This window comes from Nonomuraea sp. KM88, from assembly GCF_052245635.1.
In the GTDB taxonomy this organism is placed as follows: domain Bacteria; phylum Actinomycetota; class Actinomycetes; order Streptosporangiales; family Streptosporangiaceae; genus Nonomuraea.
The window spans coordinates 1,167,022-1,181,045 of the sequence record NZ_JBQQCC010000001.1 but is presented as its reverse complement, the minus strand read 5'-3'; the positions used below and the strand labels follow the sequence as shown (position 1 = coordinate 1,181,045).

At 69.9% G+C, this 14,024-nt stretch carries 15 protein-coding genes; 11 read left to right on the top strand and 4 right to left on the bottom strand.

The annotated features are described in order from the left end of the window. Positions 1–48: 48 nt before the first annotated feature. Positions 49–690 (top strand): TetR/AcrR family transcriptional regulator, encoded by a 642-nt coding sequence (locus ACTWPV_RS05425; protein ID WP_443150833.1) that lies wholly within the window; start codon positions 49–51, stop codon positions 688–690. A gap of 57 nt (positions 691–747) precedes the next feature. Here the strand turns inward: ACTWPV_RS05425 and ACTWPV_RS05420 are convergent, their stop codons facing one another. Next, positions 748–1,527: a DeoR/GlpR family DNA-binding transcription regulator gene (locus ACTWPV_RS05420; protein ID WP_347642412.1), complete on the bottom strand. Its 780-nt coding sequence runs from the start codon at positions 1,525–1,527 to the stop codon at positions 748–750. A gap of 138 nt (positions 1,528–1,665) precedes the next feature. On the opposite strand from ACTWPV_RS05420, the gene ACTWPV_RS05415 reads away from it, so the two are divergent. The 6 genes from ACTWPV_RS05415 to ACTWPV_RS05390 all read left to right on the top strand — a co-directional run bounded on the left by ACTWPV_RS05415 (position 1,666) and on the right by ACTWPV_RS05390 (position 6,397). Next, positions 1,666–2,646, top strand: a complete 981-nt coding sequence (locus tag ACTWPV_RS05415) for a carbohydrate ABC transporter permease (protein ID WP_347642411.1) — start codon at positions 1,666–1,668, stop codon at positions 2,644–2,646. After that, positions 2,646–3,518, top strand: coding sequence for a carbohydrate ABC transporter permease (locus ACTWPV_RS05410; protein ID WP_443150832.1), 873 nt, complete (start codon positions 2,646–2,648; stop codon positions 3,516–3,518). Before ACTWPV_RS05415 ends, ACTWPV_RS05410 begins: the two co-directional genes overlap by 1 nt. A 43-nt stretch (positions 3,519–3,561) precedes the next feature. Beyond that, positions 3,562–4,899: an ABC transporter substrate-binding protein gene (locus tag ACTWPV_RS05405; protein WP_443150831.1), complete on the top strand. Its 1,338-nt coding sequence runs from the start codon at positions 3,562–3,564 to the stop codon at positions 4,897–4,899. 87 nt (positions 4,900–4,986) lie between these two features. After that, positions 4,987–5,712, top strand: coding sequence for a glycerophosphodiester phosphodiesterase (locus ACTWPV_RS05400; protein WP_443150830.1), 726 nt, complete (start codon positions 4,987–4,989; stop codon positions 5,710–5,712). Beyond that, positions 5,709–6,062: an HAD hydrolase-like protein gene (locus tag ACTWPV_RS05395; RefSeq protein ID WP_443150829.1), complete on the top strand. Its 354-nt coding sequence runs from the start codon at positions 5,709–5,711 to the stop codon at positions 6,060–6,062. The genes ACTWPV_RS05400 and ACTWPV_RS05395 overlap by 4 nt, the downstream gene beginning before the upstream one ends. Continuing rightward, positions 6,017–6,397, top strand: a complete 381-nt coding sequence (locus tag ACTWPV_RS05390) for an HAD family hydrolase (RefSeq protein ID WP_443150828.1) — start codon at positions 6,017–6,019, stop codon at positions 6,395–6,397. The genes ACTWPV_RS05395 and ACTWPV_RS05390 overlap by 46 nt, the downstream gene beginning before the upstream one ends. Positions 6,398–6,519: 122 nt before the next feature. Here the strand turns inward: ACTWPV_RS05390 and ACTWPV_RS05385 are convergent, their stop codons facing one another. Next, positions 6,520–6,954: a nuclear transport factor 2 family protein gene (locus ACTWPV_RS05385; RefSeq protein ID WP_443150827.1), complete on the bottom strand. Its 435-nt coding sequence runs from the start codon at positions 6,952–6,954 to the stop codon at positions 6,520–6,522. Positions 6,955–6,993: 39 nt separating this feature from the next. Beyond that, entirely contained in the window at positions 6,994–8,076 is a 1,083-nt protein-coding gene (locus tag ACTWPV_RS05380; protein WP_443150826.1) for an epoxide hydrolase family protein, read from the bottom strand. Positions 8,077–8,187: 111 nt separating this feature from the next. On the opposite strand from ACTWPV_RS05380, the gene ACTWPV_RS05375 reads away from it, so the two are divergent. Further along, a complete protein-coding gene (locus ACTWPV_RS05375) occupies positions 8,188–8,661 on the top strand; it encodes a MarR family winged helix-turn-helix transcriptional regulator (RefSeq protein WP_443150825.1) in 474 nt (157 codons plus the stop codon). A gap of 140 nt (positions 8,662–8,801) precedes the next feature. Here the strand turns inward: ACTWPV_RS05375 and ACTWPV_RS05370 are convergent, their stop codons facing one another. Next, positions 8,802–9,533: an alpha/beta fold hydrolase gene (locus ACTWPV_RS05370; RefSeq protein ID WP_347642402.1), complete on the bottom strand. Its 732-nt coding sequence runs from the start codon at positions 9,531–9,533 to the stop codon at positions 8,802–8,804. Positions 9,534–9,747: 214 nt separating this feature from the next. Here ACTWPV_RS05370 and ACTWPV_RS05365 point away from each other — a divergent pair, with 214 nt between their 5' ends. The 3 genes from ACTWPV_RS05365 (at position 9,748) to ACTWPV_RS05355 (ending at position 14,023) form a co-directional block, all read left to right on the top strand. Beyond that, the gene (locus tag ACTWPV_RS05365) at positions 9,748–10,791 is read left to right on the top strand and encodes a protein kinase family protein (protein ID WP_443150895.1); all 1,044 of its coding nucleotides are present in this window, start codon (positions 9,748–9,750) and stop codon (positions 10,789–10,791) included. A gap of 257 nt (positions 10,792–11,048) precedes the next feature. Further along, complete coding sequence (locus ACTWPV_RS05360; RefSeq protein ID WP_443150824.1) at positions 11,049–11,651, top strand: HAD-IA family hydrolase; 603 nt, start codon at positions 11,049–11,051, stop codon at positions 11,649–11,651. Further along, positions 11,648–14,023 carry a glycoside hydrolase family 65 protein gene (locus ACTWPV_RS05355; protein ID WP_443150823.1) on the top strand — a complete coding sequence of 792 codons (2,376 nt, stop codon included), beginning with the start codon at positions 11,648–11,650 and terminating at the stop codon, positions 14,021–14,023. The genes ACTWPV_RS05360 and ACTWPV_RS05355 overlap by 4 nt, the downstream gene beginning before the upstream one ends. Position 14,024 lies beyond the last annotated feature (1 nt).

Genomic DNA, 14,024 nt, shown 5'->3' with positions numbered 1-14,024 from the left:
GATGGGGTAGTCTCCCAGCACACTCATCAGGCATTGAGGGCGGTAGCAGTGAGTTCTGGGCGCGGCGGCACGGCCAACCTCGGGGGGCGTCCGCCACTCAGCGACGAGGCCCGGCGCCGGCAGGGTCTGAAGATCTCCCGGGCGGCGGTCCTGCTCTTCCGGGAACACGGGGTCGCCGGCACCTCCGGAGCACAGATCGCCAGGGCGGCCGGCGTCTCCGAGCGCACCCTGTGGCGGCTGTTCCGCACCAAGGAAAGCTGTGTCGAGCCCTTGCTGACCAAGTCGCTTGACGCCTTCCGCGAGGTGTTACGGACCTGGCCGGCCGACCGCGATCTGCCCGACCATCTGCGCGCGAACTACACCTTCGTGCCGGAGGACTCCCGCGCCGACATCGACGACCTGCTCGCGGTGGTTCGCATGAGCCGCAGCGAGCCCGCCCTGCGCGCCGCATGGCTCGTCCTCCAGGAGCGCGCGGAACCGACCCTGGCCGACGTCCTCTCCGGCCGTCTCGGGCTGGCGCCGGACACGCCGGAGGTCCGGCTCGCCGCCGCGACCATGAACGCCGCCCTGCGCCTGGTCACTGACGACTTCGCCTGGGCCACCGCCAACGGCGTCACCGCCGACGAGGTCACCCGGCACCGCAAACGCCTGGCCGACACGCTCCGCGCGTACACGTCCCGCATGCTCTAGCGGGAGACCTTCCCGCCTGTCCGGCTACGGCACGCCGTTGATCGCACACTTCGGAATCTAGACGCGCAGCACCCTGGGGCCGGATGCGCCGTAGCGCTGCGCGGTGGCTCGGGACAGCTGCTTGCCGGTGATGACCCAGGCCAGCTGCCCGATGTCGGCGAACTTGGCGAAGCTGGCCACGCCGAACCGGGTGTGCTCGCACACCAGCACGGTCTGGCGGGCCGCCTGGATCGCCGCCGTCTTGGCCTGCGCCACGGCCGGGTCAGGAGTGGTCAGCCCACGGTCGATCGACAGCCCGTTGGTGCCCATGAACGCCAGGTCGACATTCAGCTCTGCGAGCATCGCCGTCGCCCATCGATCGACGGTGCCCATGGTCGTCGTTCGTAGCCGGCCGCCGACGATGATGACGTCGTGGTCGGTCTGGCTGCAGAGTTCGGCGGCGATGGTCACGGATCGGGTCACGACGGTCATCCGCTGCAGCCGGCGCATCGGCCCGACCAGATCCTCCGGCAGCGCTCCCTCGTCGAGGAACACCGTGCCGACGTCGGCCATCATGGCGACCGCCGCTTCGGCGATCACCAGCCGCTCCTCGGTCTTGGCCTTGCGCCGGTGCTCCACCGGCGTCTCGTAACGGCCGATGTCGGTGGGGTAGAAGACGCCGTAGGACCGGGCGATCAGCCGCTGCGCCTCAAGCGCCCGCAGGTCCCGGCGCAGCGTCGCGGGCGAGATCGCGAACAGGTCGGCGATGTCGGAGACGACCGCGCGGCCTTCGCTCCGGACATAGCTGAGGATCCGCTGCTGACGATCGAAGGCACGGCCGTGAAACGAGCTCGACATCCTTGCTGACACCCTTGCACATGTGGTGGAAACGTTCGCGCAATGGTCACAGATTTGCCGCCATATGAACAGATTTGAGCACGAGACCGCCAGTAAAGTCTCGACCTGTTCGACCTCGATGCGGATGGGTGGTAGCCCGTGAGCAGTGGAGCAAGCGATCTCGATTCGAGATCAGCACTCTCCGACAGCCCCCGCCAACCGGCCGATGCCGGGGGAACGACGTCCGCGGGGCGGCGCGCCGCGGCCCGCCGCCGCCGGCGCGGGTACCTGCTGTTCGTCGCCTTCGCACTGCCCAACCTGGCGTTGATCGCCGTGTTCTCCTACTGGCCGATCGTCGAGAACGTCTATCTGAGCCTCACCACCTGGGACTTCATCTCGCCGCGGGCCGAGTGGGCCGGCCTGCTCAACTACCAGGCCCTGTTCAGCAGCTGGTCCTTCCCCGAGGTCCTGTTGCGCACGCTGGTGTGGGTGGTCGTCCTCGTGGTCGTGACCCTGGTGCTCGGCCTGGCGCTGGCGATGCTGTTCGCGCAGCGACTCCGGGGCAGCACCGCGGTGCAGACGCTCGCGTTCGCCCCGCACGTGCTGTCCGGGGCGGCGATCGCGACCATCTGGCTGTTCATCTTCGATCCGAATCACGGCCTCAGCCGGCTGGTGTTCGAGGCGTTCGGGACGAGCTCGCCCGCCTGGACGACCGACGACGACTGGGCGCTGTGGGCGTTGATCATCGTGTCCATCTGGAAGGGGCTCGGCTTCGTCGCGATCGTCTACCTGGTGGGCATCCAGCAGATCCCGGCGGAGGTGCTGGAAGCGGCCCGGATCGACGGCGCCGGCCGGTGGACGCAGTTCCGGCGCATGATCTTCCCGCTGCTCTCCCCCACCACCTTCTTCCTGGTGATCACCCAGACGATCTCGGCCTTCCAGGCCTTCGACGTGATCGCCATGATGACCGGCGGCGGACCCGCCCGTTCCACCACCACGTTGAGCTGGTTCATCTACGACGAGGCGTTCAACCGCAGCAACGTCGGTGTCTCCAGCGCGGCTTCCATGATCATGTTCGTGGTGCTGATGGCGATCACCGTGTTGCAGTTCCGATTCGTCGAGCGGAGGGTTCACTACTGATGACGGTCATGCCGGCCGCTGCGGCGACCGGGCCCGCCCCGCGAAAGTCCGGCTCTCGCCGTACACGCTGGTGGGGCGTGCTCTCCCTGGTGATCACGGCCCTGGTCTTCCTGATCCCGCTCTACCTCTTCGTCAGCACGGCGTTCAAGACCAACGCCGACATCAACAGCTGGCCGCTGCGGCTGATCCCGCGATCGCTGACCCTCGAGAACTTCGTCAACGCCTGGACGCTGGCCCCGTTCGACCAGTTCCTGGTCAACTCGGTCGTGGTCGCGGCGATCGGGACGGCGCTCAAGGTGGTGCTGGCCATCTCCACCGCCTACGCCTTCGCCTTCCTGCCGTTCCCGGGAAAGCGCTACCTGTTCATCTTCATGCTCGGCGCGCTGATGGTTCCGGGGCACGTGACCCTCCTGGTGAACTACATCACCGTCGGCCAGATGAACCTGCTGAACACCTATGCCGGCCTGATCCTGCCGGGTGTGGCGTCGGCGTTCGGCACCTTCCTGCTGCACCAGTTCTTCCGGTCGCTCCCGTACGAGGTGCTGGAGGCAGCGCAGCTGGACGGCGCCGGCCACCTGCGCACGATCTTCTCGATCATCGTGCCGATGTCCCGGCCGGCGATCATCACGGTCGGGCTGATCGCCCTGATCGACGAGTGGAACGGCTTCGTCTGGCCGCTGATCGTGACCAACTCGGTCAACATGCGGACGCTGCCGATCGGGCTGCTCTACCTCAAGGAGAACGACGGCATCAACGACTGGGGGGCGCTGATGGCCGGGACCCTGTTCGTCGTCCTGCCGGTGGTGATCGTCTTCCTGCTGGCGCAGCGCTACATCGTCGCCGGTCTGGCCGGCAGCGCGGTTCGCCGGTGATCACCATGTGCGTGCGATCCGGTTCGATCAGAGAGGACCCAGCGTGACCGGGACGAGTTTCAGCCGGCGCCGGCTCCTGACCGGTGCCACCGCGGCCGTGGCCAGTCTGGCGCTGACCGGCTGCGTCGGCCGCATGGAAGGCGATTACGCCCAGGTGAGCGGGCAGGTGCCGGAACGGTTCGCCCGCCGCCGGCGGGTCGTGCTGTGGAGTGCGTTCACCTCGCACAACGCCGCGGTCCTGCAGTCGATCATCGACGGGTTCAACGCCTCACAGCAGGACATCTTCTGCGAGATCCAGCTGTTTCCCGGATACCCCGCGCTCGACTCGAAGCTGGCCGCCAGCTTCGCCGTCGGGCAGGTTCCCGACATCGTCACGCTCAGCGACGTGAACTGGAACCGCTACTTCCTCGCCGAGACGCTGGAACCGCTGAGCGGCTACTTCGACGCCGGCTTCGGCGCGGACGCGTTCCATCCGAGGTTCCTGGCCGAGGGCACCATCCGGGACCAGGTCTACTGGCTGCCCTGGGCTCGCTCGACGCCCCTCTTCTACTACAACAAAGATATCTTCGCCGGCGCCGGGCTGCCCGACCGCGGGCCGAGGACGTTCACCGAGCTGCGGGAGTGGGGACGCGAGCTCAAAGGCTTCAAGTACCACGGTTCCCCGATCAAGATGCGCGGCTACACCGGCAAGGACGACTGGTACTTCCAGGGGTCGAGCTGGGCCTTCGACGGCAGCTACTCCGAGGGCATGGCGTCGAGGCTGGACTCCGAGCAGACCGTCGCCGCCCTGGAGTTCGACCGGGCGTTCATCCACGACGACCAGATGGCCTACCTGGCCGACGACATCAACGGCGACTTCGCGGCCGGCGTGACGGCGACCATCTGCAACTCCACCGGCGCGCTGACCTCGCTGCTCAAAGCGGCCACGTTCGAGTTCGGCGCGGCCTTCCTGCCCGAGCAGGACGCGCCCGGCGTGCCGACCGGAGGCAGCGGGCTGGCGATCATGCGCAACGCGACCAAGGCGCGCAAGCAGGCGACCTGGGAGCTGGTCAAGTACCTGGCCGAGAAGGGCGCGCCCGAGTGGAGTCTCAACACCGGCTATCTCCCGGTGACCACCAGCTCGCTCAACTCACCGGAGATCAAGGAGCGCAACGCCGCGACGCCCGCGTACCAGGTCGCCCAGGATCAGCTGAGTCGCGCCCGCCAGGCGGACGTGATGCGCCGGTACGTGAACGAGACGATCTCCGACATGCTGATCGTGCTGCAGAAGGTGTACGCCTCCAACGCCGACCCGGGCGAGGCGCTGCGCGAGGCGAACCGGAACCTCGCCCCGGCCGTCCAGCGGGTGCTGCCGAAGTATCGGCGGCTGGTGGCGTCCTGACCCCCCTGAACCTTTCGTGCCGCCGCTCCGCCGGCCGCCGGCACGAGATCCCACTGGCAAGACAGATCACAGCGAGAAAGGAACATCGTGGCATTTGCCATCGTCGGACACCGCGGCGCCATGGCCGAAGCACCCGAGAACACCATCGCGTCGTATCGCGTGGCGGAAGAGGTCGGCGTCGACGAGCTGGAGACCGACGTACGGATCAGTTCGGACGGGCAGCTCTTCATGCTGCACGACGCCACCCTGGACCGGGTCGCGGCCGATCCGGCCGGCCGGGATCTGGGCCCCGTCGCAGAGCTGACCTGGTCGGAGATCAGCTCGGTCGACGTGGGCGGGGGTGAGCGGGTGCCCACGCTGGAGCAGATGTACCAGGCGACGACGCGGTTCGTCCAGCTGGAGATCAAGGATCTGGCCGCCATCGACGGTCTGGCCGACTTCCTCCCCCGCCATCCCGGCTACGCCGAACGCACGATCCTGACCGGATTCTCGGTCGAGGCGATGGCCACCGTGGCCGAGAAGCTGCCGGAGATCCCGCGGGGCATCATCGTGTCCAAGTGGACCATCGCCGAGTCCCACCCGGGCGGTTACCGCAAGCTGATGGAGGACACCGGGTCCTGCCGGATCCACAGCGGCGCGGAAGGGCTGACCGCCGGCGTCGTCCGGCAGCTGCACGACGAGGGCTTCCCGGTGCACGGCTGGCCCACCCGCGATGAGGACGATCTGCGGCGCTGGCTCGAGCTCGGCGTGGACGGGACGACCAGCGACGATCCCCGTACGGCGCAGCGCTGGCTCGCCGAGGCCCTCCGGTGACGAAGGACACGGCCGCACCGGGCGCGGGCCCGCCGGCGGCGGCGCTGTTCGACATGGACGGCACGCTGTTCGACAGTGAACCCCTCTGGGACGTCAGTCTCGCCGATCTCGCCGAGAAGCTCGGCGGCACGCTCCCGGCCGAGACGCGCCGCCGGGTGGTCGGCCGGAACCTGCGGGACACCGCCCGGATCGTCCAGGAGGACCTCGGCGTCGAGGCCGACGCCGAGGAGTCGGCGCCTGGCTGCTGGAACGTACCCGGCAGCTGTTCGCCCTCGGGGTACCGTGGCGGCCGGCCGCACAGGCGGTGGTGCGGTCCGTACGCCGGCACGGCGTTCCCACGGCGCTGGTGACCTCAAGCCATCGCGTACTGGTCGACGAGGTGCTGGCCCAGCTCGATCCCGGCATGTTCGACACCGTGGTCTGCGGTGACGAGGTGACGCGCCCGAAGCCGGATCCGGAGTCCTACCTGACGGCGGCCGGACGGCTGGGCGTCGATCCGCGCGACTGTGTGGCGCTGGAGGATTCCCGGCCGGGCATCGCTTCGGCGCTCGCCGCGGGCTGCCTGGTCGTGGCCGTGCCCGAGAATGGCGAAGCGCTGGGCGACGGTCACGGTGCCGTGGTGGTTCCGCTGGAAACCGTCACCGTCGATCGGCTGGTCTCGCTGCTGGCTGCCCGGATCGGCTGAACGGACGGAACACGGACGGAACACGGACGGAACACGGACGGAACACTGCGCGACGCCGGCGCGGACGTCGCGATGGCCGCGGAACTCCTGGGTGTCCGGGAGCCCGCGGCCTGCGGTGTCTTCTAGAGGGCCCGGTCGAGGGCTTCGGTCAGTGCGACGGGGGTGACCACGAGGCGGTCGAAGCGCCAGCCGTCCTCGGTGCGGCGCGCCCGGTAGCGGTGGAACCCGGCCGCCAGGGCCTCGGTCTTGTCGTCGATGACGAACACGGCGATGTCGTGGGCCCGCACCGTGGCGGTCTCGCCGTCGACCTCGATCACGAGGTTGGACTTGCTGTGCAGAGTGCGGACGTACGTGTCGTGGCCCCTGCGCACGAGTTCGACGAGTTCCTCGATGCCGCGGGCCTTCCCGCGCGGGGACTCGACGACGACATCCTCGGTGAAGAGCCGGTCGGTCTCGCCGTAGCGGCGCTCGTCGATCCACAAGCTGTGACGGGCGACCAGGTCGGTGAGTTCGGCGCGGTCGGCGAGTGCGCGGATCAGGGTTTCGGTGCTGGTCATGATGGCCTCCTTGAGTGGTTGGACCGGCTGGCGTTCTCGTCACTTGACGTGGTCGAGGAAGAAGTCGCGGATGTCCTCGGCGAGCAGGTCCGGTGCCTCCATCGCGGCGAAGTGGCCGCCGCGCTCGAACTCCGACCAGTGCCTGATGTCGTACAGCCGCTCGGCCAGCGGTCGTACCGACTGGGTGATGTCGTGCGGGAACACCGCCACGCCGACCGGCACCGGGCACGGCTCGATCCGCCGCGGAGTCTCGCGCGACAGCCGCGCCGACGAGGCCGCGGTGGCGGTCAGCCAGTACAGCGAGACGTCGGTGAGCATCCGCTCGTCGCTGATCGGCGAGCGAGGATCCGTCCATTGTGCGAAGCGCTCGGCGATCCAGACCAGCTGGCCGACCGGCGAGTCGGTCAGCGCATAGCCGATGGTCTGCGGGGTGAGAGCCTGCAGGGCCTGGTACGGCGGACGGTTCGCCATCAGCTGCCTGACCTTGTCCAGCCGGGCCTCATCAGTTTCGGACAGCTCGAGGTCGGCGTCCGGGACCGGCCGGGTCGGCAGGTAGTTGACGTGTACCCCGGCCACCCGCTCGGGGGCCTCCGCGCCGAGCGCCAACGAGATGCCCGCACCGAAGTCGCCGCCCTGCGCGCCGTAGCGCTCGTACCCGAGACGGCGCATCAGCTCGGCCCAGGCCCGCGCGACCCGGACGATGTCCCAGCCGCGCTCATGGGTCGGCCCGGAGAAGCCGAAACCCGGGATGGACGGAATCACCAGGTGGAAGTCGCGCGACAGCGGCTCGATCACGTCGAGGAACTCCAGGAAGGAACCGGGCCAGCCGTGGGTGAGGATCAGCGCGAGCGCGTCCGGTTTCGACGACCGAACGTGGACGAAGTGGATGTTCTGGCCCTCGATCTCGGTGGTGAAATGCGGAAGCTCGTTGAGCTCGGCCTCGTGCTCGCGCCAGTCGTAGCCGGCCCTCCAGCATTCGGCCAGTTCCTTGAGCCGCGCCAGCGGGAAGCCGTAGTCCCACCCGGCGTCGGCGACCTCGTTGGGCCAGCGGGTGCGGGAGAGCCGGTCGGTCAGGTCGTCGAGGTCGGCCTGGGGGATGGCGATGCGGAACGGCTTGATCATGCTCTCAGCTCCAGAGAATCATTCGTTGGATGAACGTTCATAACATAAACGTTTATAACCCGAACGATACCACGATCGTTCGGGACTCTAACGATTCGCTAGACTTGCCACGTGGAGAACCCGTCCGAGAAGACGCCTGCCAGGTGGGAGAGCCTGCCCAGCTGGCTGCTCACACAGACCGCCGGCCACGCTCAGCGCCTGGTGGGCGACGGATTCTCGGCGGTGCAGGCGCGCGGCTACCACTACCGCCTGCTGGCGACGCTGGAGGAGTTCGGCCCGGCCAGCCAGGCCGCGCTCGGCCGCCGTAGCGGCATCCACCTCAGCGACATGGTCGCGGCGATCAACGAACTCGCCGATCGCGAGCTGGTCGAGCGCGCTCCGGACCCCTCCGACCGGCGGCGCAACATCATCTCGCTGACCACCGGGGGCAGGCGGCAGCTGCGGCGGCTGGAGAAGCAACTGGCCGAAACCCAGGATGAGCTGCTGGCTCCGCTGTCGCTCGAGGAGCGGCAGCGGTTGACCCGGCTGCTGTCCAGGCTGCTGGACTACCACGACCGGCGCACCGGCACCCCCGATGAGCTGTGACGCTGACGGGGGAAGCGCACCCGGAAATTCCTCGAAGGCCCGCCGCCGGTCCACCACGACCCCGTCACACGCTCTCGGCTACCGGGGTGACCTGCGCGCCGCCGCCGAACTCCTCGCTCCACCCATGCCGGGCAGGACCTTCACCTTCTGTCGGCCAGGATCCGGGCGAACAGGTCGGGGCGCTGCAGGGGTATGCCATGGCCGCATCCCGGCACGGAGGTCATCTCGCTGCCCGGGAGGGAATCGTGGATGTCGCGTGCGGAGGCGTGCATCAGCTTCCGCTCGTGCTCGCCCACCATCACCAGCGCCGGGTTCGTGAAGCCGGCCCAGCCGGCGGGGAGGGTGAAGCGGATGTTCTCGCCGACGCCGGCGAGCAGAGTCTCACGGCTTGTGCGAGCGCTGTCGCGAAGGTAGTCGGTCAGGAGCTCGTCCGGGATGAACAGGTGCTTCGCCTGGAGCTTCGCGAACCACCGTCGTCGTGCGAGCGGTGCGGTCGCGGCGAGGAGCCCGAGAGTCGCCTGGGGGAAGCGAAGAGGCTTCGCCTGCGCGCTCACGACGACGGCACTCGTCACGAGATCGGGCCGGGTCGCGGCGAGCAGGATCGTGAGCTGCGCACCCAACGAGAACCCCGCGACCATCGCGCCGTGCGGCGCGCGTTCCTCCAGGACGACCGCCAGGGCCTGGGCGGTCATCTCGTGCGATCGATACGCTTCGGCCGCGCTGCGGCCGTGGCCGGGAAGATCGGGAATGATCACTCGGGCGTTCGTTCCGAGCCGCTCCAGTGTCGGGCGCCACATCCATCCCGCGACGCCGCCGCCGTGCAGTAACAGGATGGGAGAAGCGTGCGCGTCACCGGCCTCATGGACATACATGCCCCGCATCCTCCCGCACTGCCACGGGGCTCGCCGAGGCGGCGGCACAAGTATCGCTGGAAGGGCCGCCGGGTGCGCGACCTGCCGGCACCGGTCGCCGGGACGGCGCAGCTCGGGACCGCCGAGAGGTCAGCCAGCTCGCCGAGCGGTGCGGCGGGCTGGCCGCCAGGCGAGGGCGGCCGTCATCGGCAGTAGAGTGATCACGGTGACGGAGATGCGAGTGACCACGCACCGCGCCGTTTCCGCGGCCCTGGCCCGCTACGACGACCGGAAGCTGGCCGAGCTGCTGGAGCGCGAGGCCGTGCCCCTCGGCACCGGCATCGGCGGGGCGTCCGCGCGGCTCGAGGTCGGCGGCGCCTCGGTCTTCGTCAAGCGTGTGCCCGTCACCGAGCCCGAGCTGCGCCACCCGCACTCGACGGCCGACCTGTTCGGGCTGCCGCCCTTCTGCCAGTACGGCATCGGCTCGCCCGGCTTCGGCGCCTGGCGCGAGCTGGCCGCGCACTCGATGACCACCGGGTGGGTGCTGACCGGCCGGTTCCCCGGCTTCCCGCTGCTGTACCACTGGAGGGTGCTGCCCGACGCCGAGCCCACCCCGCTGTACGCGGAGCTGGCCGACATCGATCGGGCGGTCACCTTCTGGGAGGGCGCGCCCGGCGTGCGCCGCCGCCTGGAGGCGCTGGCAGGGGCTCCGGCGAGCCTGACGCTCTTCCTGGAGTACTTTCCCCACAACCTGCACCAGTGGCTGGACGAGCAGGTGCGCGCGGGCGACGCCGACCGGGCCTGCGCCCTGGCGGACCAGGGGCTGCGTGAAGCAGTGTCCTTCATGAACGCGGGCGGGCTCCTGCACTTCGACGCGCACTTCGGGAACATCCTCACCGACGGGCGCCGCTTCTACCTGACCGACTTCGGGCTGGCCACCTCCACCCGGTTCGACCTGTCAGAGGAGGAACGGGCCTTCTGTCGCCGGCGCCTCACCTTCGACCGCACCTACACGCTGACGTACCTGGTGAACTGGCTGGCCGGCGCCTTCCACGGCGCCGACTGGCCGCGGCGTCGCGAGCTGGTGCGGGAATGGGCGGCGGGAGAGCGGCCCGCCGGCGTGCCCGGCGGGGTCGCGGCCCTGCTGTCGCGGCACAGCCCGCTGGCCACCGTGCTGAACGACTTCTACCACGCCCTGCAGAGCGAGAGCAGGAAGACGCCGTACCCGCTGGAGGAGATCCGCCAGGTTGCCGGACGGCACGCCCTGCCGCTCGAGTAAAGGGTCACCCACCGCTCGAGGGACGCGCACGCCGCTCGGGTGCGGCTCACTCGCCGCTGGGGCGGTGTCCTTCCCGCCGCCCGGTCCGACGCCCGACGGGTATTCGCAGGTCAGGCGGGTAGTGCCTCCCGCAGGGGGACGAATGCTGGGGTTGCCTGAGGGGATTCGCGGGTGCCTGTTCGACATGGACGGCGTGCTGACGCGCACCGCCACCGTGCACGCCGCGGGAATGGGCCCGCATCTCGGGGACCGCCTTCGTGCCCTTCGACGCGACCGCCGACTATGACCGCTACGTCGACGGCAAGAAGCGCGTGGACGGGGCGCGGAGTTTCCTGCGGGCGCGCGGCATCAGCCTGCCGGAGGGGACGCCGGACGACCCGCCCGACGCGATGACCGTGAACGGGCTGAGCAACCGGAAGAACCGGCTCGTCCAGGCGATCATCGACCGGGACGGCGTGCAGGTCTTCCCCGGCTCCTCCCGCTACCTCGCCGCGGTCCGGGACGGGGGACTGCGCAGGGCCGTGGTGTCGTCGAGCGCCAACGCCGTTCACGTCCTGACCGCCGCTGCGCTCGTCTCGCAGTTCGACGCCCGGATAGACGGCGTCGTGGCCCGGGAGCGGCGGCTGGCGGGAAAGCCGGCCCCGGACATGTATCTCGCGGCTGCCGAGGCTCTGGCGCTGAAGCCGGCGGAGGCGGCGGTGTTCGAGGACGCACTGGCGGGAGTGGCGGCCGGCCGCGCGGGAGGGTTCGGCTTCGTCGTCGGCGTCGACCGGGTGGGGCAGGCCGAGGCGCTGCGTCAGCACGGCGCGGACGTCGTGGTCACCGACCTGGCCGAGCTGCTGGGGCAGGGCGCCAGATGATCCGGCACCCCGCGTTCGAGGTCGGGCCATGGACGCTCCGGGAGCGCCGGCTGGATCTGGACGTGCTGGCGCAGAGCGAGTCGGTGTTCGCGCTGTCCAACGGACACATCGGTTTGCGCGGCAACCTGGACGAGGGCGAGCCGCACGGGGAGCCGGGCACCTACCTCAACGGGTTCTACGAGCTGAGGCCGCTGCCGTACGCGGAGGCGGGCTACGGTTACCCGGAGTCGGGGCAGACGGTGGTGAACGTCACCAACGGCAAGCTGATCCGGCTACTGGTCGGCGACGAGCCCTTCGACCTGCGGTACGGGACGTTGCACCAGCACGAGCGGGTGCTGGACCTGCGCGCCGGCACCCTCACGCGCACGGCGCACTGGAGCTCGCCGACCGGGACCTCGGTGCGGATCAGGTCCACGCGGCTGGTGTCGTTCACCCATCGCGCGATCGCCGCGATCCGCTACGAGGTCGAGGCCGTGGACCAGCCGACCCACCTCGTCGTCCAGTCGGAGCTGGTCGCCAACGAGACCCAGACGTCCGCGGGCGGTGACCCGCGGGCCGCCGCGCCGCTGCGGTCCCCCTTGGTCCCGGAGGAGAGCGTCGTCGACAGGAACGGCCTGGCGATCATGGTGCACCGCGCCCGGGTCAGCGGGCTGCGGGTCGCCGCGGGCATGTGGCACGAGATCGACGGGCCGGACGGCACGCTGACCGAGGCGCAGGGCAGCGACGACGTCAGCAGGGTGACCGTGGCCACGCGCCTGTCACCTGGCCGGACGCTGCGGCTGGTCAAGTTCTTCTCCTACGGGTGGTCGGCCAGGCGGTCGCGGCCCGCCCTGCACGATCAGGTGGCCGCGGCGCTGGCGGCCACCCGCCTGGTCGGCTGGGACGGCCTGTGCGCGGGCCAGCGGCGCTTCCTGGAGGGGTTCTGGGCCGGTGCGGACGTGGAGGTGGAGGGCGACGCCGAGGTGCAGCAGGCCGTGCGTTTCGGGCTGTTCCACCTGCTGCAGTCCGCCGCGCGTCTGGAGGAGCGCGCCATACCGGCCAAGGGCCTGACCGGGTCCGGCTACGACGGGCACGCCTTCTGGGACACCGAGATCTTCGTGCTGCCCGTGCTCACCTACACCTATCCAAGAGCCGTCGCCGACGCGCTGTCGTGGCGGCGGTCCACCATTCCCCTGGCGCGGGCGCGCGCCAAGCAACTGGGGCTGCGCGGCGCCACCTTCCCCTGGCGGACCATCCACGGCGAGGAATGCTCCGGCTACTGGCCCGCGGGAACCGCGGCCTTCCACGTCAACGCCGACGTCGCGCACGCGGTCGCCCAGTACGTCGACGCCTGCCAGGACGTCACGTTCGACAGCGACGCCGGCCTGCACGTGCTCGTCGAGACGGCCCGGCTGTGGTGCTCCCTGGGCCACCATGACGTCTCCGGGCGGTTTCGCATCGACGGCGTGACCGGACCGGACGAGTACACCGCCGTCGTCGACAACAACGTCTACACGAACCTGCTGGCCCAGCGGAACCTGCGCGAGGCTGCCGAGGCGGCGGACCGCCATCCGGCCCGCGCGGAGCGGCTCGAGGTCACGGCGGAGGAGATCCGCCGCTGGCGCGAGGCGGCGGAGGCGATGACCGTCCCCTGGGACGAGCAGTTGGGGGTGCATCCGCAGAGCGAGGACTTCACGCAGCACGCGCTCTGGGACTTCGCCGCCACCGGTCCCGATCGTTATCCGCTGCTGCTGCACTTCCCGTACTTCGATCTCTACCGGCGGCAGGTGGTCAAGCAGGCGGACGTGGTGCTCGCGATGCATCTGCGCGGAGATGCCTTCACGCCTGACCAGAAGGTCGCGAACTTCGCCTATTACGAGGCTCTGACGGTGCGCGACTCGTCCCTGTCCGCCTGCACCCAGGCGGTTATCGCCGCCGAGGTGGGACATCTCGAGCTCGCCTATCGCTACCTCGGCGAGGCGGCGCTGATGGACCTCGCCGACCTGGAGAAGAACACCGTGGACGGTGTGCACATGGCGTCGCTGGCCGGGGCGTGGATCGCCCTGGTGGCGGGATTCGGCGGGATGCGCGCGGGCGAGGGACGGATGTGCTTCGCGCCCTCTCTGCCCTCCGGCATCACCCGGCTCGCCTTCCGGCTGCGTTACCGCGGCAGCCTGGTGAGCGTCAGCGCCACGAAGGAGGCGACGGCCTACCGGCTCCTGGAAGGGCCGCCGATCGCGCTGAGCCACCACGGCGAGCAGTTCGACCTGGGTCAGGAGGAGGTCACCCGGCCCAATCCGCCGCGGCCGGCGCCGGAGCGGGAGGTGCGCCAGCCACCCGGCCGCGAGCCCCTCCCGCGCCGTCCCCACGCCGGCGGCCGGTTCGGCGGGTGAC

Bases quoted from the DNA above. Each gene is read 5' to 3' on its own strand.
- ACTWPV_RS05420 (WP_347642412.1), bottom strand. From the start codon at position 1,527: ATGTCGAGCTCGTTTCACGGCCGTGCCTTCGATCGTCAGCAGCGGATC.
- ACTWPV_RS05410 (WP_443150832.1), top strand. From the start codon at position 2,646: ATGACGGTCATGCCGGCCGCTGCGGCGACCGGGCCCGCCCCGCGAAAG.
- ACTWPV_RS05385 (WP_443150827.1), bottom strand. From the start codon at position 6,954: ATGACCAGCACCGAAACCCTGATCCGCGCACTCGCCGACCGCGCCGAA.
- ACTWPV_RS05380 (WP_443150826.1), bottom strand. From the start codon at position 8,076: ATGATCAAGCCGTTCCGCATCGCCATCCCCCAGGCCGACCTCGACGAC.
- ACTWPV_RS05370 (WP_347642402.1), bottom strand. From the start codon at position 9,533: ATGTATGTCCATGAGGCCGGTGACGCGCACGCTTCTCCCATCCTGTTA.
- ACTWPV_RS05365 (WP_443150895.1), top strand. From the start codon at position 9,748: ATGCGAGTGACCACGCACCGCGCCGTTTCCGCGGCCCTGGCCCGCTAC.
- ACTWPV_RS05355 (WP_443150823.1), top strand. From the start codon at position 11,648: ATGATCCGGCACCCCGCGTTCGAGGTCGGGCCATGGACGCTCCGGGAG.